Annotated in this window: 18 protein-coding genes and 1 pseudogene; 7 read left to right on the top strand and 12 right to left on the bottom strand. The window is 68.0% G+C overall.

Translation table 11 applies throughout. The features are described 5' to 3' along the window. The first annotated feature begins 105 nt into the window (after positions 1 to 105). A complete protein-coding gene (locus A5702_RS04065) occupies positions 106 to 534 on the top strand; it encodes an MmpS family transport accessory protein (RefSeq protein WP_156669479.1) in 429 nt (142 codons plus the stop codon). Continuing rightward, positions 531 to 3,431 carry an RND family transporter gene (locus tag A5702_RS04060; protein ID WP_067821054.1) on the top strand — a complete coding sequence of 967 codons (2,901 nt, stop codon included), beginning with the start codon at positions 531 to 533 and terminating at the stop codon, positions 3,429 to 3,431. Before A5702_RS04065 ends, A5702_RS04060 begins: the two co-directional genes overlap by 4 nt. Here A5702_RS04060 and A5702_RS04055 read toward each other — a convergent pair. From A5702_RS04055 to A5702_RS04010, 10 genes are all read right to left on the bottom strand, one after another. Beyond that, positions 3,428 to 4,258, bottom strand: a complete 831-nt coding sequence (locus A5702_RS04055; protein ID WP_068218464.1) for a DegV family protein — start codon at positions 4,256 to 4,258, stop codon at positions 3,428 to 3,430. The two genes, A5702_RS04060 and A5702_RS04055, sit on opposite strands and share 4 nt — an antisense overlap. Continuing rightward, on the bottom strand, positions 4,255 to 5,085 hold the full coding sequence (gene octT, locus A5702_RS04050) for a diglucosylglycerate octanoyltransferase (protein WP_068218461.1): 831 nt from the start codon (positions 5,083 to 5,085) through the stop codon (positions 4,255 to 4,257). The genes A5702_RS04055 and octT overlap by 4 nt, the downstream gene beginning before the upstream one ends. After that, the gene (gene gpgP, locus A5702_RS04045) at positions 5,075 to 5,749 is read right to left on the bottom strand and encodes a glucosyl-3-phosphoglycerate phosphatase (RefSeq protein ID WP_067821046.1); all 675 of its coding nucleotides are present in this window, start codon (positions 5,747 to 5,749) and stop codon (positions 5,075 to 5,077) included. The genes octT and gpgP overlap by 11 nt, the downstream gene beginning before the upstream one ends. Next, a complete protein-coding gene (gene rsfS / locus A5702_RS04040; protein WP_067821043.1) occupies positions 5,746 to 6,135 on the bottom strand; it encodes a ribosome silencing factor in 390 nt (129 codons plus the stop codon). The genes gpgP and rsfS overlap by 4 nt, the downstream gene beginning before the upstream one ends. Continuing rightward, positions 6,132 to 6,800, bottom strand: a complete 669-nt coding sequence (gene nadD, locus A5702_RS04035; RefSeq protein ID WP_082459969.1) for a nicotinate-nucleotide adenylyltransferase — start codon at positions 6,798 to 6,800, stop codon at positions 6,132 to 6,134. Before nadD ends, rsfS begins: the two co-directional genes overlap by 4 nt. Before the next feature lie 150 nt (positions 6,801 to 6,950). Then, positions 6,951 to 8,399, bottom strand: a complete 1,449-nt coding sequence (locus A5702_RS04030; protein ID WP_068218459.1) for a VWA domain-containing protein — start codon at positions 8,397 to 8,399, stop codon at positions 6,951 to 6,953. Between the two features lie 18 nt (positions 8,400 to 8,417). After that, a complete protein-coding gene (locus A5702_RS04025) occupies positions 8,418 to 9,293 on the bottom strand; it encodes a MoxR family ATPase (RefSeq protein ID WP_067821037.1) in 876 nt (291 codons plus the stop codon). A 27-nt stretch (positions 9,294 to 9,320) separates the two neighbouring features. Continuing rightward, on the bottom strand, positions 9,321 to 10,580 hold the full coding sequence (locus A5702_RS04020) for a glutamate-5-semialdehyde dehydrogenase (RefSeq protein ID WP_055400084.1): 1,260 nt from the start codon (positions 10,578 to 10,580) through the stop codon (positions 9,321 to 9,323). A gap of 105 nt (positions 10,581 to 10,685) precedes the next feature. Further along, a complete protein-coding gene (locus A5702_RS04015) occupies positions 10,686 to 12,131 on the bottom strand; it encodes a mechanosensitive ion channel domain-containing protein (RefSeq protein ID WP_068218456.1) in 1,446 nt (481 codons plus the stop codon). Further along, the gene (locus A5702_RS04010) at positions 12,131 to 14,356 is read right to left on the bottom strand and encodes an adenylate/guanylate cyclase domain-containing protein (protein ID WP_068218453.1); all 2,226 of its coding nucleotides are present in this window, start codon (positions 14,354 to 14,356) and stop codon (positions 12,131 to 12,133) included. Before A5702_RS04010 ends, A5702_RS04015 begins: the two co-directional genes overlap by 1 nt. A 146-nt stretch (positions 14,357 to 14,502) precedes the next feature. On the opposite strand from A5702_RS04010, the gene A5702_RS04005 reads away from it, so the two are divergent. The 3 genes from A5702_RS04005 to A5702_RS03995 all read left to right on the top strand — a co-directional run bounded on the left by A5702_RS04005 (position 14,503) and on the right by A5702_RS03995 (position 16,609). After that, positions 14,503 to 15,174 carry a cation transporter gene (locus A5702_RS04005; RefSeq protein ID WP_067821028.1) on the top strand — a complete coding sequence of 224 codons (672 nt, stop codon included), beginning with the start codon at positions 14,503 to 14,505 and terminating at the stop codon, positions 15,172 to 15,174. A gap of 49 nt (positions 15,175 to 15,223) precedes the next feature. Next, positions 15,224 to 16,105, top strand: coding sequence for a ribokinase (locus tag A5702_RS04000; RefSeq protein WP_197506497.1), 882 nt, complete (start codon positions 15,224 to 15,226; stop codon positions 16,103 to 16,105). Positions 16,106 to 16,201: 96 nt separating this feature from the next. Continuing rightward, positions 16,202 to 16,609: a hypothetical protein gene (locus A5702_RS03995; protein ID WP_068218451.1), complete on the top strand. Its 408-nt coding sequence runs from the start codon at positions 16,202 to 16,204 to the stop codon at positions 16,607 to 16,609. A 49-nt stretch (positions 16,610 to 16,658) separates the two neighbouring features. On the opposite strand, the gene A5702_RS03990 is transcribed toward A5702_RS03995, so the two are convergent. Continuing rightward, positions 16,659 to 18,701, bottom strand: a complete 2,043-nt coding sequence (locus A5702_RS03990) for an NAD(+) synthase (RefSeq protein WP_055400097.1) — start codon at positions 18,699 to 18,701, stop codon at positions 16,659 to 16,661. Positions 18,702 to 18,760: 59 nt separating this feature from the next. On the opposite strand from A5702_RS03990, the gene A5702_RS03985 reads away from it, so the two are divergent. Continuing rightward, a complete protein-coding gene (locus tag A5702_RS03985; protein ID WP_068218448.1) occupies positions 18,761 to 19,300 on the top strand; it encodes a cysteine hydrolase family protein in 540 nt (179 codons plus the stop codon). 19 nt (positions 19,301 to 19,319) lie between these two features. Further along, positions 19,320 to 20,168: an NAD-dependent protein deacetylase gene (locus A5702_RS03980; protein ID WP_068218445.1), complete on the top strand. Its 849-nt coding sequence runs from the start codon at positions 19,320 to 19,322 to the stop codon at positions 20,166 to 20,168. On the opposite strand, the pseudogene A5702_RS03975 reads toward A5702_RS03980, so the two are convergent. Further along, positions 20,165 to 20,391, bottom strand: a pseudogene (locus A5702_RS03975) (cytochrome P450); the annotation flags it as partial. The gene A5702_RS03980 and the pseudogene A5702_RS03975 sit on opposite strands and share 4 nt — an antisense overlap.

Here is a 20,391-nt window from a genome sequence, read left to right as displayed (position 1 = left end):
TGTCGTCGACGACATAGGTGAGCTTTGCGGCAATGCCCGGACGGCGGGCAAGCGGAAGGCGGTCAGGTGGTGGCTAGTCCAGGCTCGGGTCCACGTACTCCCACCGTGACCCGTGTGCTCAAGCGGGCGTGGATACCCCTGGTTTTGGTGGTCGTCCTGGCCGTTTCGGCATTGATCGTGTCGCGGCTTCACAAGATCTTCGGCTCGCAGGACCTCAACGCGAACGCCGGCAAGGGGATCGAAATCGTGCAGTTCAACCCGAAGGTCGTGGTGTACGACATCACCGGCCCGCCCGGCGCCACCGCCAACATCAACTACTGGGACGAGAACGCCAACACCCATCAGGTGAACGCCGCGCCGCTGCCGTGGTCGACCACCATCTCGACGACGTTGCCGTCGGTCAGCGCCAACATCATGGCGCAGAGCGACAGCGGTCAGATCACCTGCAAGATCACGGTGGACGGCGTCGTGCGCGAACAGCGGAGTTCCGACGGCCACAACGCGCAGACCTTCTGCCTGGTGAAGTCCGCATGAGCAACGCGAGCAACGAAACCCAACGCGACCTGAGCGCGGCCGACACCGGCCCGATCAACACCAAGGGCCTGTCCAAGGCCGAGCGGGGTCACCGCCCGTACCTGCCACATGCGATCCGCATCTTCGCGGTGCCGATCATCCTGGTTTGGTTGTTCGTGACGGTCCTCGTGAACGTCATCGTTCCGACACTGGAAAAAGTCGGTGAGGCCCACTCGGCGCCGATGACACCGCTGGACGCGCCGTCGATGAAGGCGATGATGCGCCTGGGCCACAACTTCCACGAATTCGACTCCAACAGCACGGTGATGATCGTGTTGGAGGGCCAGCAACCGCTCGGCACCGACGCGCACCAGTACTACGACAAGCTGATTCGGCAACTCCGCCAGGATCCCAAGCACATTCAGCACATTCAGGACTTCTGGGGCGACCGGCTGACGGCCGCGGGTGCGCAGAGCGCCGACGCCAAGAGCGCCTATGTGCAGGTGAACCTCGCCGGCAACCAGGGCACCACGCTGGCCAACGAGTCCGTGGATTCCGTCCGCAAGGTGATCGAGGAGAACAAGGCGCCGCCCGGCGTGAAGGCCTACGTCACGGGCCCTGCCGCGCTGTCCGACGATATGCACATCATCGGTAACGCCAGCCTGGCCAAGATCACGCTGTTCACCCTGGGCGCCATCGCGATCATGTTGCTGCTGGTGTACCGGTCCATCGTGACGACGCTGGTGCAGCTGTTCATGACCTTTGTCGCGCTGGCGTGTTCGCGGGGGGTCGTCGCGGTCCTGGCGTACCACAACGCATTCGGGCTCACCACGTTCGCCGCCAACATCCTCACCATGTTGGCGATCGCCGCCGGGACGGACTACGGCATCTTCCTGATCGGCCGCTATCAGGAGGCGTTGGCCGCGGGCGAAGACCGAGAAACCGCGTACTACACCACCTTCAAGGGCGTCGCCCCGGTCGTCTTGGGTTCGGGCCTGACGATTGCGGGCGCGACCTATTGCCTCAGCTTTTCGCGGCTACCGTGGTTCAACACCATGGGCGCGCCCGTGGCGATCGGCATGATCGTCGTGGTGCTGGCCGGCGTCACGCTGGGGCCCGCGGTGGTCTTCGTCGGCAGCCGCTTCCACCTGTTCGAGAGGCAGGCCAAGCGTGGCCGGCTGTGGCGCCGGGTGGGTACCGCCGTAGTACGTTGGCCGGCACCGGTTTTGGCCGTGAGCGCCGCGGTCGTGCTGGTCGGCATGATCGCCCTGCCGAGCTTTCACACGAGCTACAACGACCGCCATTACCTGCCGTTGTCCGCGCCGTCCAATCAAGGACAAGAGGCCGCGAACCGGCACTTCTCGGAGGCACGGATGAACCCCGACCTGTTGATGGTCGAATCCGACCACGACATGCGGAACCCGGCCGACATGCTGGTTTTGGACCGGGTCGCCAAGAACGAGATGCGCACGCTCGGCATCGCCATGGTTCAGGACATCACCCGGCCGCTGGGCATCCCGATTCAGCACAGCTCGATTCCGTTCCAGAACAGCATCCAAAGCCAGACGACGATGCAGAACATGGGCTTCCTCAAGGAACGCATCGCCGACATCCTGCGGATGGCCGACGACCTGCAGACCCAGATCGAGACGACGCAGCGCCAGTACGAGGTGTCCAAAGACCTGGCCAACGCCGCCGAGGACAGCGCCAAGACCACGGCGGTGACGTCGCAGATCACCGATACCCTGCGCGACCACATCGCGGACTTCGACGACACCTTCCGGCCCGTGCGCTCCTACTTCTACTGGGAGCGGCACTGCTACGACATTCCGTTGTGCATCGGGTTGCGGTCGCTGTTCGACACGTTCGACGGATTCGATCAGCTCGCCGAGCAATTCCATTACCTGACAACCGATATCGAGCACACCGCGAAGGCCTCACGCGACCTGACCGAGTTGTTTCCGACGCTGATCAACACGCTGAAGACGACCCGGGGCATCACCTTGACCCTGTATCAGACGTTCAAGGCGATGATCGACCAGATGGAGGCGATGAGCAACACCGCGATCGTGATGGGTCAAAGCTTCGACGCATCGAAGAACGACGACTTCTTCTACCTGCCGCCCGAGGCCTTCGACAACCCGGACTTCCAGACCGGCCTTCGAATGTTCTTGTCGCCGGACGGTAAATCGGCGCGGTTCTTCATCACGCATCAGGGTGATCCGATGTCGCCGGAGGGCATTGCGCAAGTCGACGCCGAACGCACCGCCGCGCAGGAGGGTCTGAAGCAATCGTCGCTGTCCGACGCCCGGGTCTATCTGGGCGGAACCGCCGCGACGTTCAAGGACATGGCCGACGGCGAGAAGTACGATCTGATGATCGCCGTGGTGTCCGCCCTGACGCTGATCTTCATCATCATGCTGCTGCTCACCCGCAGCGTGGTGGCCGCGTTGGTGATCGTCGGCACCGCGGCCAGCTCGATCGCGGCGTCGTTCGGTCTGTCCGTGCTGATTTGGCAGGACCTGTTCGGCATCAGGATCCACTGGATCGTGATGGCGCTGTCCGTGATCATCCTGCTGGCCGTCGGATCCGACTACAACCTGCTACTGGTCTCTCGGTTCAAAGAGGAGATCCATGCCGGCCTCAAGACGGGAATCATCCGATCTATGGCGGGTACCGGTGGGGTGGTGACCGCGGCGGGTCTGGTGTTCGCGTTCACCATGGCTGCCATGTTGGGCAGCGACTTGCGGGTGCTGGGGCAGTTCGGGTCGACGGTGTGCATCGGTCTGCTGCTCGACACGCTCGTCGTGCGGACGTTGCTGATGCCGTCGATCGCGACGCTGCTGGGCCGTTGGTTCTGGTGGCCGCAGGTGGTGCACCCGCGCGGGGACAACGCCCGGCGCGCGGTGCCGGCTTAAGTCGGCGGCTGCACGACGACCGCGACGGCTCCCGCGCCGACGTGCAACGCCAGCACCGGCCCTAACGGGGTGATGATCGCCGGCTCGCAGGCGGGTAACCGCCGCGCCAGCGTCGCCGTCACCTCCTTGGCACCGTCCGGGTTGGCGACGTGATGCACCGCCAGCGCGCACGCGCGGTCGCCGGCCACCTCGCAGACCCGGTCGATCATCGCCTCCGTCGCGTGACTGACTGTGCGCACCCGTTGCGCCAGAACGAGTTTGCCGTCGTCGATGCGCAGCACCGGCTTGAGCGACAGCGCGGTGCCCAGCCACGCGGTGGCCCCGCCGATCCGCCCGCTGCGGCGCAGGTTGTCCAGCCGGTGCACGACCATGAACGCGTGGCTGTGCCGGGCGGCCACGGTCGCCGCCTCGGCGACCGCGTCGAGGTCGCCGCCGGCGGCCGCGGCCCGCGCGGCGGCCAGCGCCGCGAAGCCGGTGCCCATCGCGGTGGTCTTAGAGTCGACCACCCGCACGCGGGGGTCCAGGTCGGCGGCGGTCCGTTCGGCGGCGCCGCAGGTCCCCGACAACCCGGACGAAATGTGCACCGCCACCACGCCGTCCCCGCCACTGTCGGCCAGCGCCTGCTGATAGGCGTCGGCGAGTTCGGCCGGCGTGGCTGCCGCGGTGGTGGCATGGCGCTTGTAGACGTCGTCGGGGATCTCGTCCACACCATCGCGCAGATCGACTCCGTCGAGCAGAATGTGCAGCGGCACAACGCGTATCGCCCACCGGTCGAGCAGGTCGGCCGGTAGGCGCGCCGACGCGTCGGTCACCACCACGACGGTCACGAGTGTGGCTTATCGGTCGCCACTGGTGCCTTTTGCAACGCCTGATTGCGCGGCTTCTCCTCATCGCGCTGCGCGTCCCCCGCAAGCGGGCGCTGCCCCCACTGCATCGTCGCCACGCCCGCCTCGGCCAGCGCCTTCAGCATCAGCTCGGCGACCGCCTGATGGGCTTCGAAATTCCAGTGGATGCCGTCGGGATTTCCCCGCCCGGACATGATTTGTTCGGCGACAGCGGCTTTGAGATCCACCAGGGGAACGTCGTGGCTTTGCGCCCACTCGGTGATCGCGGCCGCGGTCCCCGCGCGGCCATGGTGGGCCCGGCCGTACGTGTCGGCGATGTGCACCGACGGCAGCGACGCGACGATCGGGATGCCGGGGCGGTTGAAATCGATTGCCCCGCGGGTCTGTTCGAGGTATTCGGCGCTGAGGTGCGGCGGCAGCGCGGACCGGGCCACCGGCGAGAGCCGGGGTTGCAGCCAGCCGTATCCGTCGCGGACCCAGCGCCGCAACCGCGGCGGGCGCACGTAGCGGATCAGCTCGCGCAACGCGGTCGGCAACACCGACGGCAGCGAATCCATGCCGCCGGTGGCGAAAATGACGGCGCCCGCCCGGGGCAGCGCCGCCCAGGCGCGCGGGTCCTGGGTCGCCGCCCACCAGATGTCACGGCAGGTCCAGCCGATGCGTCCGATGAGTTCGACGTCCCAACCCAGTTTGGCGGCAACGATATTCGGCCAGATCCGGGGGTCGTCGGCGGGCAGGCCGCCGGTGGGCCCGTAGTAGGCCAGGGAATCGGCGAAGATCAGTAGCGTGGGCCGGGCGTCAGAGGACATCGTTGGACACCTGCGCCGAAGCGTTCCAGACGTCGAGGCGCCAGCGGATGCCGTCGAAACCCGCCGCGTCGTCGTCGGAATGGCCGGAAAGCTGCACCCAGCTGGCATTGCCCATGCCGCCCAGCACCGGCCAGTTGGCGACCGGGAGCTTCAGCAGCGCGGCCGACAGCGCGGCGATCAGGCCGCCGTGGGCCACCAGCACCACCGGCCTGTCGGCGTGCTGGGGGTCGCCCCATTCCGGTTCGCCGGAGACCAATTCGGCAACCAAGGGCACGCTGCGGGCGGCCACGTCGACGCGGCTTTCGCCGCCATGCGGCGCCCAGGTGGCGTCCTCGCGCCAGGCCAGCCGGGCCCCGGGGGCCTGGGCGTCGACCTCGGTATGGGTCAACCCCTGCCAGTCCCCGAGATGGGTCTCGCGCAACCGCTGGTCGACTCGGATCGGCAGGCCGGTCCGCTCCCCTAGCCGCACGGCGGTGTCGTAGGCGCGGTGCAGGTCCGACGACACGATCAGCAGCGGCTGCAGCTTGCCGAGCACCTCGGCGGCCGCGATCGCCTGGGCCCGCCCGAGCTCGCTGAGTTCGGAGTCCAGTTGGCCCTGCATCCGGCTGCCGGCGTTGAACTCGGTTTGCCCGTGCCGCAACATGATCAGGCGACGAATGGTCATTGCGCGTCCGCTGAATCCTCGGGGCCCTCGGCCAAATCCACGGGCACCACCGGGCAGTCGCCCCACAACCGGTCCAGGGCGTAGAAGTCGCGGTCGTCCTGGTGCTGGATGTGCACGACGATGTCGCGGTAGTCCAGCAGCGTCCAGCGGCCCTCCCGGGTGCCCTCCCGTCGGGCCGGCTTGTAGCCCGCCCTGCGCATCTTCTCCTCGACCTCGTCGACGATGGCGTTGACCTGTCGTTCGTTGGACGCGGAGGCGATGACGAAGCAGTCGGTGATGACCAGCTGACCCGACACGTCGATCACGACGACGTCGTCGGCCAGCTTCGAGGCGGCCGCGCCGGCGGCCACCGTCGCCATGTCGATGGCTTCCGGGGTGGCGGTCATGGGTTGTTCCCGGCGGGCAGGCTCGATCGGCTCACGGTGTCCTTCGATGGTTCAGCGGCGCGATACAGCCGGCGCTTGGAGACGTATTGCACGACACCGTCGGGCATCAGGTACCACAGGGGCCGACGCTGTTCGGCGCGCAGGCGGCAATCGGTCGACGAGATCGCCAGCGCCGGAATCTCGACCAGCGTCAGCACATCGTCTTCCAGCTCGCCCAGCACGCCGGTGATGTGTTCGCGCCGCAGCTCGTATCCGGGCCGGCTGACGCCGACGAACCGCGCCAAGTCGAACATCTCCGCCCAGCCCTGCCACGACAGGATGGAAGCGAGCGCATCGGCGCCGGTGATGAAGTACAGCTGCGAATCCGGGTTCAGGGCCTGCAGATCCCGCAGCGTGTCCTTGGTGTAGGTGGGCCCGGCGCGGTCGATGTCGACCCGGCTCACCGAGAAGCGGGGGTTGGAGGCGGTGGCGATCACCGTCATCAGATACCGGTCCTCCGCGGCCGAAACCTCGCGGTCCTTCTGCCAGGGCTGACCGCTGGGCACGAACACGACTTCGTCGAGGTCGAACAGGTCGGCGACCTCGCTGGCGGCGACCAGGTGCCCGTAATGGATGGGATCGAACGTCCCACCCATCACGCCGAGCCTGCGAAGCTGCTTTTGCACGGTTTGCCAGCTTACTTGAGGCGGCGATCCGGCCCGATTTCGTCACAGCGGCCACAGCGGCCCCGGCGAACGCCGCCGGGGGTCACGCTGGCGTGACTCTCGGCCCTCCCCGCCACGCTGGCGTGACGCTGGGCGACGCGGGAACCGCCCTTAGACCGGCAGCAACTGGTCGATCACCGCGGCCAGCTGCTTGGCCGACCGGCATTCGTGCATCGCGATGACCTCCTGGTAGCGCGGCACCGCCGAGTCGCCGCTGCCCCACAGATGCCTGGGCTCGGGATTGAGCCAGTGCGCGTGCCGGCTCGCGGTCACCATGTGGGACAGCAGCTCGGTCTCCGGATTGCGGTAGTTGGTGCGGCCGTCGCCGAGCACCAGCAGCGAGCTGCGCGGCGACAGCACGTTGGGGAACGCCTGCACGAACGACGCGAAGGCGTTGCCGTAGTCGGAGTGCCCGTCACGGCTGAACACGCCGGCCTCCCGGGTGATCCGCTGGATCGCCACGGCCAGATCGGCCTCCGGCCCGAACATGTGAGTCACCTCGTCGGTGGTGTCGATGAACGCGAACACCCGGACCCGCGAGAACTGTTGGCGCAGAGCGTGTACCAGCAGCAGGGTGAAGTGGCTGAATCCGGCAACCGAGCCGGACACGTCGCACAGCACCACCAGTTCCGGTCGCGCCGGCCGCGGTTTGGCCAGCACCACGTCGATCGGCACGCCGCCGGTGGACATCGACTTGCGCAGCGTCTTGCGCAGGTCGATCACCCCGGCGCGGCTGCGCCGGCGCCGCGCCGCCAGCCGGGTGGCCAGGGTGCGGGCCAGCGGGGCGACCACCCGTTGCATCTGGCGCAGCTGTTCGCCGGATGCCCGCAAGAACTCGACGTTCTCGGAAAGCTGTGGAATGCCGTACATCTGGACGTGGTCGCGGCCCAGCTGTTCGGCGGTGCGCCGTTTCGTCTCGGCGTCGACCATCTTGCGCAGCTGGGTGATCCGCTGCGCGGCAAGCGCTTTGGCGATCTGCTCCTGGGTGGGAGTGGGCTCGTCGCCATACGGGGCGAGCAGTCCGGCCAGCAGCTTGCCCTCCAGCTCGTCCAGGGCCATCGCCTTGAGCGCCTGGTAGGAGGAGAACGACGGGCCGCGGCTGGAACTGTATTTGCCGTAGGCCTCCACGATCCGCGCGACCATGGCGACCAGCCGCTCGTCCATGTCGGCCAGGTCGGGGTTCTCGTTGAGCAGATCCAGCAGCATCTGGCGCATGGCCTCGACGTCGTCGGGCGGCAACGAGTCGTCGCCCGGGGTTCCGTCGCCTTCCTCGTCGGTGACCGTCGCGCGCGCGCCCAGCGCCGCGGGGAACCACAGGTCGAACATGGCGTCGTAGGTGTCGCGGTGTTCGGGGCGGCGCAGCACCGCGCACGCGAGGCCCTCGCGCAGCACCTCACGATCGCCCAGACCAAGGGTGGCCATCACTCGGCCGGCGTCTACGGTCTCGGACGGTCCCACCGAAATGCCCACTCCGCGAAGCGCTTCCACGAAACCCACCAGGTGGCCGGCCAGCCCGTGCGGGGCGAGCGGCCGGGTGGGGCGGATGCGGCGGGCGGCCATCTTTGTTGAGCCCTTTCCTTAATTGAGCCGGAGCTCCCCGGCCGCGCGCTGCTGGTCGGATTGATGCTTGAGGACCACCCCTAGGGTGGCCGCGACGACGGCGTCGTCGATGGTGTCCAGGCCCAGCGCGAGCAAGGTGCGGCCCCAGTCGATCGTCTCGGCGATGGACGGCACCTTCTTGAGCTGCATGCCGCGCAACACCCCGATGATGCGCACCAGTTCCTCGGCGAGGTGCTGCGGCAGCTCGGGCACCCGCGACAACAAGATCCGGCGTTCCAGCTCGGGGCTGGGAAAGTCGATGTGCAAGAACAGGCATCGACGCTTGAGGGCCTCGGACAGTTCGCGGGTGGCGTTGGAGGTCAACACCACGAACGGCGTCCGCTCGGCGGTGATGGTGCCCAGTTCGGGAACGGTCACCGCGAAGTCGGACAGCACCTCGAGCAGCAGGCCCTCGATCTCGATGTCCGCCTTGTCGGTCTCGTCGATCAGCAGCACCGTGGGTTCGGTGCGCCGGATGGCGGTCAGCAGCGGGCGCTGCAGGAGGAACTCCTCGCTGAACACGTCGTCCTTGGTCTGGTCCCAGTCCCCGGAGCCGGCCTGGATGCGCAGGATCTGCTTGGCGTGGTTCCACTCGTACAACGCGCGCGCCTCGTCGACCCCCTCGTAGCACTGCAGGCGGACCAGTCCGGAGTCGGTGGCCTGGGCGACGGCGCGGGCCAGCTCCGTCTTGCCGACGCCGGCCGGGCCCTCCACCAGCAACGGCTTGCCCAGCCGGTCGGCCAGGAACACCGCGGTCGCGGTGGCGGTGTCCGGCAGATAACCGGTCTCGGCCAACCGCCGCGATACGTCGTCGATGTCGGCGAACAACGGCTTGGGCCGGGCGGGCACGCTCACTATCTCAGTTCTCCTAAAACACGGAAGTCAGGCGGGGCGGACTTGCCCGTCACCCCACGCGATCCACTTGGTCGAGGTCAGCTCCGGCAGCCCCATCGGACCGCGCGCATGCAATTTCTGGGTGGAGATGCCGATTTCGGCGCCGAAACCGAACTGCTCGCCGTCGGTGAACGCCGTCGACGCGTTGATCATCACCGCGGCGGCGTCCACACCGTCGCTAAACCGTTGCGCCGCAGCCATATTGCTGGTGACGATGGCCTCGGTGTGCCCGGTGCCGTACTCGTTGATGTGGGCGATCGCGGCGTCGATGCCGTCGACCACCGCGACCGCGATGTCCATCGACAGATACTCGCGGCGCAGGTCGTCCTCCGCGGCGTCCGCCGAAATCCCGCCGTGCACGGTCACTCCGGCGTCCTGCAGGGCGCTGAGCAGCTGAGGCAGCGCCTTCTTGGCGATCGCGGCGTCGACCAACAGCGTCTCGGCGGCGTTGCAGACGCTGGGCCGACGGGTCTTGGAATTCAGCAGGATTCGCTCCGCGAGCTCCAGATCGGCACCTTCGTGCACGTACACGTGGCAGTTGCCGACCCCGGTCTCGATGGTGGGCACCTGCGCGTCGCGGACCACCGCGTTGATCAGGCTCGCTCCCCCACGCGGGATCACCACGTCGACCAAACCGCGGGCCTGGATCAGGTGTGTCACCGTGGCGCGGTCCTCGGCCGAAAGCAATTGCACCGCATCGGCGGGCAGGTCCTCGCTGACCAGCGAGGCGCGCAGCACCTGGACCAGCGCCTGGTTCGACCGGGCAGCCGACGAACTCCCGCGCAACAACACCGCGTTTCCGGACTTGAGCGCCAGGCCGAAGGCGTCGACGGTGACGTTGGGCCGGCCTTCGTAGATCATGCCCACGACGCCGAGCGGCACGCGCTGCTGCCGCAGATGCAAACCGTTGGGCAAGGTGTAGCCGCGCAGCACCTCCCCGACCGGGTCGGGCAGGCCGGCGACCTGCCGCAGCCCGGCGGCGATTCCCTCGACCCGCTTGGCGTCCAGCGCCAACCGGTCGAGCATCGCGGTCGGTGTGCCCGCGGCTTCCGCGGCGCTGAGATCCTCGGCGTTGGCCGACAGGATCAAGTCGGTGTGGGCGGCAATCGCGTCGGCCGCGGACCGCAGCGCCTGGTCCTTGGCGACCGTCGGCAACAACGCGAGGACGCGGGAGGCGACCCGGGCACGCCGCGCGGCGTTGTGGACCTCCCGGCGCAAGTCAGGCAGCGATGGTGCTTGCAGACTCATTGAACCAGGGTATCGGGCCACAACCGGCCAGGTGCGGCGGCCCGGGTATTTACGGCATGCGCTCGTCCCGTAACGCCGGGGCCGGGCGCGGCACCCGCGTTCTCCTCAGCGCAGCGGCTTGGCGGAATCCTGCGCCTCGGCGCGGGCCGGCCCGAGCCGCTCACGCCCACTGACCTGACGCACCTTGGCTTGCCGCTCGTCGATCAGCCGGCCTAAGTCTTGAAGCAGCAACGGTTTTCGCATCACCAGATGCTCCAGGTGCTCCCGATCGATCTGCAGGGCGGTCACCTCGTCCAGCGCGTAAGCGCCGGCGAGGTTGGGCTGGCGGGTCAGCGCGGTCAGGCCGAGGAACGACCCCTCGTCCAGGATGGTGACCGGAACCATCGACCCGTCTTCGGTCCTCGCGGTCAGCCGCACCCGGCCGGCCACCAGAAAGGTCATTCCCGACGACACCTGACCGGCGTACTCGAGGATCTCGTCGGCACCGTAGCGGACGAGTTTCGCGTACGGCACCAGCGACTGCTGATCGATGTGGCTCAGCCGCAACGCCGGCGCCACCACCGTGCGCAACGCCTTCTCCACCCGTCGCTTGGTGGAGAAGTTGTCCTCGGTGCCGTCCAAGCGCAGGCGCGCCCGGCGCGCGGCGTACCAGACCCAGCGCAGGAAGGTGGCCTCGGTCGCCTCGGCGTCGGCGGGCGACACCAGCCGGATCGTCGTGCGGTATTGGGCGCCGCCGAGGGCCACGGTGCTCGGCGGCACTTCGGGTCTGCGGGCCGGTAGCGCGCCGGCGACCCGGGTCAACATCGCGCACACCTTGTCCGGCGAATCGCCGGGCGCGAACTTCGTTGTGATCGCGCAGTCGTACGCGCGCGAGGGCCGACTGAGGTTGGTGAACGAGGTGCTGGCCAGCATCGAGTTGGGCATGATGCGGATGCCGTTGCCGGTGTCGATGTGCACGGCCCGCCAGTTGACTTCGACGACACGCCCGCGCACCGTGCCGGTGTCCAACCAGTCGTCGATGCGGAACGGCTGCTCGAACAGCATGAACAAGCCGGACACGATCTGCCCGACGGAGTTCTGCAGCATCAGGCCGATGACCACCGACGTGACGCCCAGCGCGGTGAACAAACCGGCGATCCGGACACCCCAGATGACCGACAGCATCAGCGTCAGCCCCACACCGATGACCCCGAAACGGGCGACGTCGAGGAAGATGGCCGGCAGTCGCTTGCGCCAACTGTCGTCGGGCGCACCCTCGAACACGGTCGCGTTCAGCGCCGAAAGCACCAGCACCAGCACCAGCAGGCCGAACACCGTGGTCAGGATCCGCACCGAGCCCTGGCCGGCCGGCACCTGCGAAGCCTTGACGAGCAGCAGCAACAGCGCGCCGAGCGGCAGCAGGTAGTTGCGCAGCAGGCTCACCTGCCGGGCGAGGTGGCTGTGGCGGCGAACCAGCGTGCGATGCAACTCGGTCAGCAGGATCAACGCGACCGGAAATCCGATCGCGACGCCGATGGCCCAGTAGAACCACGATGAGCCGAAGAGGTTCATTATCGCTCCGACAGCCGGTAGATCGGCTGGTCGGTTCCACCGACCGATATGGTGCCTGCCGGCGCGAACTGCCGCACGTCACGCATCGCCTCGTACACCTGCGACGTGACGTAGATGCCGGATTGGCTTGAGCCACTCTGCATCTGATAGGCCAGGCTCACCGCGGCGCCCCACATGTCGTAGACCAGTCCGGATCGGCCGACCAGTCCGCTGATGACGTTGCCGGTGTTGATGCCCACCCGAAGGCGCAACTCGTGACCCGTTTGGCTGTTGAACCGCTCGATGATCTGGCGCATCTCCACGGCGAAGTCGACGCTGCGGTGGATGCTGTCCAGCCGCGGCGTCACCACCCCGCAGCTGGCGAGGTAGCCGTTGTGGAAGGTGCGGATCCGCTCGACGCCAAGGGATTCGGCCGCCGAATCGAACTGCCGGAACAGTTCGTCGACGATGCCGACCAATTCGTCTCCCGACACATCCCCGGAGATCTCGTCGAGCCCGACGATTTCGGCGAAGATGATCGCCACGTCCTGGTGTTCCTGCGCGATGGTCTCCTGGCCTTCGCGATACCGCTGGACGACGGACTCGGGCATCAGCGCAAGCAGCAGGCGATCGTTCTCCCGGCGCTGTTCGTTGAGCAACTCCTCCTTGATCGCGAGATTGCGACTCATCTCGTTGAAAGCCCCAGTCAGGTCTCCGATTTCGTCCCGCGTGGTCACCGGGATGCTGACCTCGTAATCCCCGGAGGTGATCTTCTGGGTCCCGGCCTGCAGGCGGCGGATCGGCCGCAGCATGAGCTGGGCCAACACCATGGACGCGACGCAGATGGCGAAGATCATGATCGCCACCGCCAGCACCAGCGTCCTGCTGAACCTGCCCAGGCGCGCGAACGCGTCCGAGTTGTCCCGCGTCGCCAGGATCGACCAGTGCAGATCGGAGTTCGGCACCGTCAGCGGCGCGTAGGCCTCCAGCTCCCGGTTGCCCTGGTAGTCGGTGGCGCTGATGACCCCGGACTGCCCGCGTTGGGCCGCACGAAGACCCGCGGTTTGGACCGGCTGCACCAGCGTGGTCCCGCCCAGGCGGATCGCTTCGTCCACGACGTCAGGCGGGGTGCCCGCCGCCACGGCCTCGCGCCGGTACTCGGCCGGGTCCTCCAGGAAAAGCCTTGAGTCGGAACGCATCAGGCCGTCGGGGCCGGCGAGGTACGTCTCCGTTGCCGGCCCCATGCCGGCGGCCTCCCAACGCTTGTCGGCGGTCATGATCCGGTTGATCTTCGAGATCGGCAACGGCAGCGCCATGACGCCGTCGACCTTGCCGTTCATCCCGACCGGGGACACCGCCCACGCCGTTGGGGCGTCCAGCTGTGGCTGGTATTGCTGGAAGTCGGTGATCCAGACGAAGTTGATGTCGTTGGAGCGCAGCGCTTTTTGATACGCGTCTCGCAGATTCGATTCCCGGTAGGGGCCGGTGAGGATGTTGGTGCCGAGGTCCGGGCCCTTGTTCACCGAGTACACGACGTTGCCCTGCATATCCAGCAACAGCGCGTCCGGGAACTCGAAATGCGTGACGATGTTGCGCATGTAGAAGCCGTAGCGGGCGTTGGCCGCCGACCAGGCGCTGCCGTCGCCGGCGTCGTCGACCTTTCGCGCCTCCGAGACCAACGGGTACGGCGCGGTGTAGTGCGCCTGAAGATACTTCTGCGCATTGGAACTCGGGAAGATCGCGTTGCGATCGAGCTCGTCGCCGGTGATCCGCCTGATCGGTTGGATCATGTTTTCGTCGTAGTAGGTGACGAGCGCCTGCTGCTGGGCCGGCGTGATCGTCGCGTTGGACAACTGCGCGAAACCCTCGGTGAACGCCGCCGCGCCCTCGACGATGGAGAACCCGCCGCTGTAGACGATCAGCGAATTCGTCACCTCCCGGAACAGCGACTGCACCTGCCGCGCCTGCGACTCGCGCAACTCGATGAGTCGCTCGGATTCGACCTGGCGCAAGGCGTTGCGCCCCGACGACGCCCCGATGAAGCCGATCACCCCGATCGACAGGATGCTGCAGAGCAGCAGCGTCAGCAGGAGCTTGGATTGAATGCCGATGCGGAAAAGCCGGCGACGGCGAAACTTATGGTGCTTGCGAGCCTCGTCTTCCTGCGTCCCAGCCGTTTCCACCCGGGTGGGGGCCGGTGCGGTTTGCGAAGCCGGCTCAGCGTCTTGCAGCTCGCTCGATGTCACTGAAACTTCGCCCTTCCTCGGACACGCAGCATCGCTCACGCAGCACATTAGCGCGCGCGTTGCAAGATATGGGGGATTGCGGCAAAGCGTTCGACGGGAAGAACGGCACTTAACTCACCGGGCAGCGGGCACTTATCCTTGGCGCTATGAGCGACGGGTGCGCCCAGGGTTGCGGCTCCGCGGCGGCCGACGTGGCAACCACCCGACGCCGGGACGCCGAATGGGTTCGGGCGGCGCGCTGGGCGCGCCGGCTGGCGTGGGTGAGCCTGCTCTGGATGTGCGCGGAGGGCGCCCTGGGCCTGTGGCAAGGGTTCACCGCCGGGTCCGTCTCCCTGATCGGCTGGGCGCTCGGCAGCGCGGTCGAGGGACTGGCCAGTGTGATCGTCGTCTGGCGGTTCTCGGGCTCACGCACGCTGTCGGAGACCTCCGAGCGGCGGGCCCAGCGCGGGGTGGCCATTTCGTTCTGGCTCATCGCGCCCTACATCGCGTTCGAATCGGTCCGCAACCTGCTTTCCGGGGCCCGCCCCGAGACGACGGTGATCGGGATGGTGTTGACCGCCGTTGCGCTCGTGCTGATGCCGCTGCTGGGCTGGGCCAAGCGCGCGCTCGCCAGGCGCCTGGACTCGCGGGCCACCGCCGGGGAGGGCACCCAGAACTATCTGTGCGCCGCGCAGTCCGCCGCGGTGTTGCTGACGCTGGCCGTGATCGCCGTGTGGCCGGGTGGCTGGTGGCTGGACCCGGTGGTGGGGCTCGCGATCGCCGGCGTCGCGGTCCGGGAGGGTGTCGAGGCGTGGCGGGGCGAGGATTGCGGATGCTGACGCACGCTCCAAAACGGCGTCACCGCAAACGTTTTGGCCCGGGCAACCGATGATGCCACGAGTCTGCGTGATCGGCAGCGTGAACATGGACGTGTCGCTGCGCGTCGAAGCGCTTCCGCGCCCCGGCGAGACGGTGCTGGCGTCGGAGTTGGCCTACGCGCCGGGCGGCAAGGGTGGCAATCAGGCGGTGGCGGCGGCCCGGGCGGGCGCGCGGGTGCAGTTCGTGGGGGCCGTCGGCGACGACCCGGCCGCCGAGCGGTTACGCGCGCACCTGCGGGACAACGGCGTGGGATTGGACGCCACGGCCGAGGTGCCCGGTTCGAGCGGCACGGCGATCGTCGTCGTCGACGCCGACGCCGAGAACACCATCGTGGTCGCACCGTGCGCCAATGGGCGACTGTCGCTGGACGGCGCCGCCGCACGAACGGCCATCGCCGGCTGCGACGTCTTATTGACGCAGTTGGAAATTCCGGTGGCGGCGGCGGTTGAGGCGGCGCGGCAGGCTCGCGCGGCGGGGGCGGTCGTCATCGTCAATGCCTCGCCGGCCGGCCAGGACCGGGGCTCGTTGTCCGACCTTGCCACCCTGGCCGATGTGGTGATCGCCAACGAGGCCGAGGCCCGCAAGTGGCCCTGGCGACCCGCTCACCTGGTCACCACGCTGGGCGCGCGCGGCGCCCGGTACGCGGGCGTCGACGGCGAGTTCGTGGTGCCCGCGCCCGCGGTGACGGCGGTGGACACCACCGGGGCCGGGGACGTGTTCACCGGTGTGCTGGCCGGAAGCTGGCCGCCCAACCCGGGCACGCCCGCCGAGCGGCTGCAGGCGTTGCGGCGGGCCAGCGCCGCGGGCGCGCTGGCGACGCTGGTCGCCGGCGCCGGGGACTGCGCGCCGGCTGCCGACGCCATCGACGCGGCGCTCGAATCACTGGCCTGACCTGCGGTTGGCAGTAGTTGGCAGCGTCTGGCGTCGATCTGGCAGTGGTCAGCGGGCAGCGTCGGAGGCGTTCAAGCCATCGACGAAAGGAACATCATGTCCGCCACCACGATTGACCGCACCGGCACCCGCGACGGCCTGCTTCGCCTTGCCATGCGTGCCGACGCCGCCATCAGCGGACTGGTCGGTCTGGCCGGTATCCCGCTGGCCGGCCGGCTCGCCGAGCTCTCGGGCACGACGAAGGGGTTCGAGTACGCCATGGGCGCGTTCCTGATCGGTTACGGCGTGGTCGTGTTCGCGCTCGCCGCGCGGCCGTCGGTCCTGCGCACCGGCATGGCCGTCATCATCGCCAACGTGGCGTACACGGTGGCCGCCGTCGTGCTGGTGCTCACCGACGTCTTCCCACTGACCTCGGCGGGCGTCGCCTTGAACCTGGCGGCCGGCGCCTACACGCTGGTGTTCGCCGAGCTGCAGTACCAGGGCTGGCGCCGCGCGCGGGCGTGAGCGGACGCCCGGGGGCCCGTCCGGCGCTGCCGGGCGGGCCCGCAACGCGCTATTCCTCGGGGATCTGCCGCTCGATTTCGTCGAGCCAGATGCGGGCGGACATGTCCGACGGGGCACGCCAATCGCCGCGCGGCGACAACGCGCCGCCGTGCGACACCTTCGGGCCGTTGGGCAGCGCCGAGCGCTTGAACTGACTGAACGAGTAGAACCGCTGCACGAAAACGCCCAGCCAGTGCCGAATCTCCTTCAGCGAGTAGGTCGGTCGCTTTTCCTCGGGAAATCCCGGCGGCCAGTTGCCACGGTCGGGGTCGCTCCACGCGTGCCAGGCCAGGAACGCGATCTTCGAGGGCCGGAAGCCGAAGCGCAGCACGTGGAAGAGTGAAAAGTCTTGCAGCGCATAGGGACCGACCTTGTCCTCGCTGCTCTGCAACTCTTCCTCTTCGCCGCTCGGAACGAGCTCCGGGGAGATCTCGGTGTCCAGCACCGACTGCAGCACGTCGGTGACGTCGGTTTCGAACTGACCGGACGAGATGACCCAGCGAATCAGGTGCTGGATCAGCGTCTTGGGGACGCCGCCATTGACGTTGTAGTGCGACATCTGGTCGCCAACCCCGTACGTCGACCAGCCCAGCCCCAGCTCGGAGAGGTCACCGGTGCCGAGCACGATGCCGCCGCGCTGGTTGGCCAGCCGGAACAGGTAGTCGGTGCGCAGGCCGGCCTGGACGTTTTCGAAGGTGACGTCGTAGACCTTCTCGCCGCGCCCGAACGGGTGGCCGATCTCGGCGAACATCAGCTTCGCGGTCTCGGTGATGTCGATTTCCTCGAACGTCACACCCAGGGCGCGGCACAGCTCGATCGCGTTGCGCTTGGTCCGATCTCCGGTCGCGAAGCCGGGCAGCGTGAACGCCAGGATGTCGCTGCGCGGCCGCTCTTCCCGGTCCATCGCGCGGGCCGCGACGATCAGCGCGTGCGTCGAGTCCAGGCCGCCCGAGATCCCGATGACGATCTTCGGATAGTCCAGGGCCCGCAGCCGCTGCTCGAGCCCGGAGACCTGAATGTTGTAGGCCTCGTAGCAATCCTGTTCCAGCCGTTCGCGGTTGGCGGGAACGAACGGGAACCGCTCGACGTCACGACGCAGTCCGATGTCGCCGCCCGGCGGGTCCAGCCGAAAAGCGATGCGCCGGAACGATTCGGCCGGCCCGCGGTGGTGACGCCGGTTGTCGTCGAACGTCCCCATGCGCAGCCGTTCCGAGCGCAGCAGGTCGAGGTCGACGTCGGCCACGCTGCGTCGCTCTCCCTTGGGGAAGCGCTCGGAGGAGGCCAGCAGTTCGCCGTTCTCCCACACCATGGTTTGCCCGTCCCACGCCAGGTCGGTGGTCGATTCGCCCTCGCCTGCGGCCGCGTACACGTAGGCGGCCAGGCATCGCGCCGATGCCGAGCGGGCCAACAGGCAGCGGTCCTCGGCCCGGCCGATCGTGATGGGGCTGCCGGACAGGTTCGCCAGCACCGTCGCGCCCGCCAACGCCGCCTCCGCGCTGGGCGGGATCGGCACGAACATGTCCTCGCAGATTTCGACGTGCAGCACGAAGTCGGCGATGTCCGACGCGGCGAACAACAGGTCCGGGCCGAACGGAACCTCGGCGTCGCAGATCCGGATGGTGCCGCGCTCGTCGTCCCCGGCCGCGATCTGGCGGCGCTCGTAGAACTCCCGGTACGTGGGTAGGTACGACTTCGGCACCACTCCGAGGACCGTGCCGCGGTGGATGATCACCGCGGTGTTGTAGATGCGGTGCCGATAGCGCAGCGGGGCCCCTACGACCAGCACCGGCAGCAGATCGCTGGAGGACGCGACGATGGTCTCGACGGCGGCTTTGACGTCGTCGAGCAACAGGTCTTGCATCACGATGTCCTCGATGGAGTACCCCGACAGCGTCAGCTCCGGGAACACCGCCACCGCGACGCCGTCCTCGTGGCACTCTTGCGCTAGCCGTAAGACCGACTCGGCGTTGGCCGCCGGATCGCCGATCGTGGTGTGATGGGTGCACGCGGCGACCCGGACAAAGCCCTGGCTGTAAGCGTTGTAGAAGTCCATCGCCCTTCCATTGTCGCCTGACCGGTGTCAACCCGTGGCCGCCGGGTATCCCCTCCATCATGAGCGATACGGCCGTGGTGGTGGTCGACATGATGAACACCTATGAGCATCCCGATGCTGAGGACCTAATACCCAATGTGGCCAAGATCATCGACCCCTTGGCCGATTTGATCCGCCGCGCACGCGAATCCGACGAGGTCGACCTGATCTACGTCAACGACAACTACGGCGACTTCGCCGCCCAGTTCTCCGACATCGTCAGCGCCGCGCTGGACGGCGCCCGGCCCGATCTGGTCAAGCCCATCGTTCCCGCCGGCGACCTCCGGGTGATGACCAAGGTGCGCCACAGCGCCTTCTACGCGACCGCGCTGGCGTACCTGCTCAACCGGCTGGAGACCAAGCGGCTGATCATCGCCGGGCAGGTCACCGAGCAGTGCATCCTCTACACCGCGCTCGATGCCTACGTGCGCCATTTTCCCGTCGTGATCCCGACCGACGCCGTCGCCGGCATCGACGCCGGGCTGGCCGAAGCGGCGTGCAAGATGATGGAGCAGAACATGTCCGCGGAGCTCACTACGGCCGCGGAGTGCCTGGGCTAGGGTCCGTACCCTGGATGGGGTGACCAGCCGCCGCGCCGAAGCTCCGGAACTGGTCGCGCTGCTCGCCGGCCGCCGGATCGCGGTGCTGACGGGCGCGGGCCTGTCCACCGATTCCGGGATTCCCGACTACCGCGGGCCCGATTCACCGCCGAGCAATCCGATGACCATCCGCCAATTCACGTCGGATCCGGTGTTCCGCCAGCGCTATTGGGCGCGCAACCACGTCGGCTGGCGGCACATGGACGACACCCAGCCCAACGCCGGGCACCGCGCGCTGGCCCACCTCGAGCGCGCCGGTGTGGTGACGGGGGTGATCACCCAGAACGTCGACCTGCTGCACACCAAGGCCGGCAGCCGCAACGTGGTCAACCTGCACGGCACCTACGCGCGGGTGGTCTGCCTGAGCTGCGGCTACACCATGAGCCGCGCGGCGCTGGCCGACCGGCTCGAAGCGCTCAACCCGGGCTTCATCGAGCGGGCCGAAGCGGTCGGCGGCCTGGCGGTGGCTCCCGACGCCGACGCCGTCGTCGGCGACACCGCGTCGTTTCGCTACCTCGACTGCCCGCGCTGCGGCGGCATGCTCAAGCCGGACATCGTCTACTTCGGCGAAAATGTCGCCAAAGACGTTGTCGCTCAAGCGTATTCACTGGTCGATGAGGCCGATGCCCTGCTGGTCGCCGGCTCGTCGCTGACGGTCTTCTCCGGCTACCGATTCGTGCGGCACGCCGCCGCGCTGGGCACGCCGATCGCGATCGTCAACCGCGGCGAAACCCGCGGCGATGAGCTGGCAACGGTCAAGGTCGACGGCGGTTGTTCCGAGCTACTGACCCTGTTGGCCGACGAATTGTCGCCGCTGGCAACGCGTTAGAACGTGCAGGGCATGCTGCGGACGGCGTGCACGAAATTGCCCGCCACGTAGGTCGGATCGCCGGCCTCGATGCCCGGCAGCTGCCGCAGCAGCTCGCCGAAGATCGCCCGCAGCTGCGCCCGGGCGACGTGCGCCCCGAGGCAGAAGTGCACGCCGCCGCCGCCGAAGCCGACGTGCGGGTTGGGGCTGCGGCCCAGGTCCAACCGTTCCGGATGATCGAACG

This window comes from Mycobacterium sp. E3339 (assembly GCF_001666915.1).
Lineage (GTDB): Bacteria > Actinomycetota > Actinomycetes > Mycobacteriales > Mycobacteriaceae > Mycobacterium.
The sequence above is the reverse complement of the archived record's forward strand: the minus strand, read 5'-3'. Positions and strand labels throughout refer to the sequence as shown.

Bases quoted from the DNA above. Each gene is read 5' to 3' on its own strand.
- A5702_RS03985 (WP_068218448.1), top strand. From the start codon at position 18,761: ATGAGCGATACGGCCGTGGTGGTGGTCGACATGATGAACACCTATGAG.
- A5702_RS04030 (WP_068218459.1), bottom strand. From the start codon at position 8,399: ATGGCCGCCCGCCGCATCCGCCCCACCCGGCCGCTCGCCCCGCACGGG.
- A5702_RS04060 (WP_067821054.1), top strand. From the start codon at position 531: ATGAGCAACGCGAGCAACGAAACCCAACGCGACCTGAGCGCGGCCGAC.
- rsfS (WP_067821043.1), bottom strand. From the start codon at position 6,135: ATGACCGCCACCCCGGAAGCCATCGACATGGCGACGGTGGCCGCCGGC.
- A5702_RS04015 (WP_068218456.1), bottom strand. From the start codon at position 12,131: ATGAACCTCTTCGGCTCATCGTGGTTCTACTGGGCCATCGGCGTCGCG.
- A5702_RS03995 (WP_068218451.1), top strand. From the start codon at position 16,202: ATGTCCGCCACCACGATTGACCGCACCGGCACCCGCGACGGCCTGCTT.
- A5702_RS04000 (WP_197506497.1), top strand. From the start codon at position 15,224: ATGATGCCACGAGTCTGCGTGATCGGCAGCGTGAACATGGACGTGTCG.
- A5702_RS04020 (WP_055400084.1), bottom strand. From the start codon at position 10,580: ATGAGTCTGCAAGCACCATCGCTGCCTGACTTGCGCCGGGAGGTCCAC.
- A5702_RS03990 (WP_055400097.1), bottom strand. From the start codon at position 18,701: ATGGACTTCTACAACGCTTACAGCCAGGGCTTTGTCCGGGTCGCCGCG.
- gpgP (WP_067821046.1), bottom strand. From the start codon at position 5,749: ATGACCATTCGTCGCCTGATCATGTTGCGGCACGGGCAAACCGAGTTC.
- octT (WP_068218461.1), bottom strand. From the start codon at position 5,085: ATGTCCTCTGACGCCCGGCCCACGCTACTGATCTTCGCCGATTCCCTG.
- A5702_RS04005 (WP_067821028.1), top strand. From the start codon at position 14,503: ATGAGCGACGGGTGCGCCCAGGGTTGCGGCTCCGCGGCGGCCGACGTG.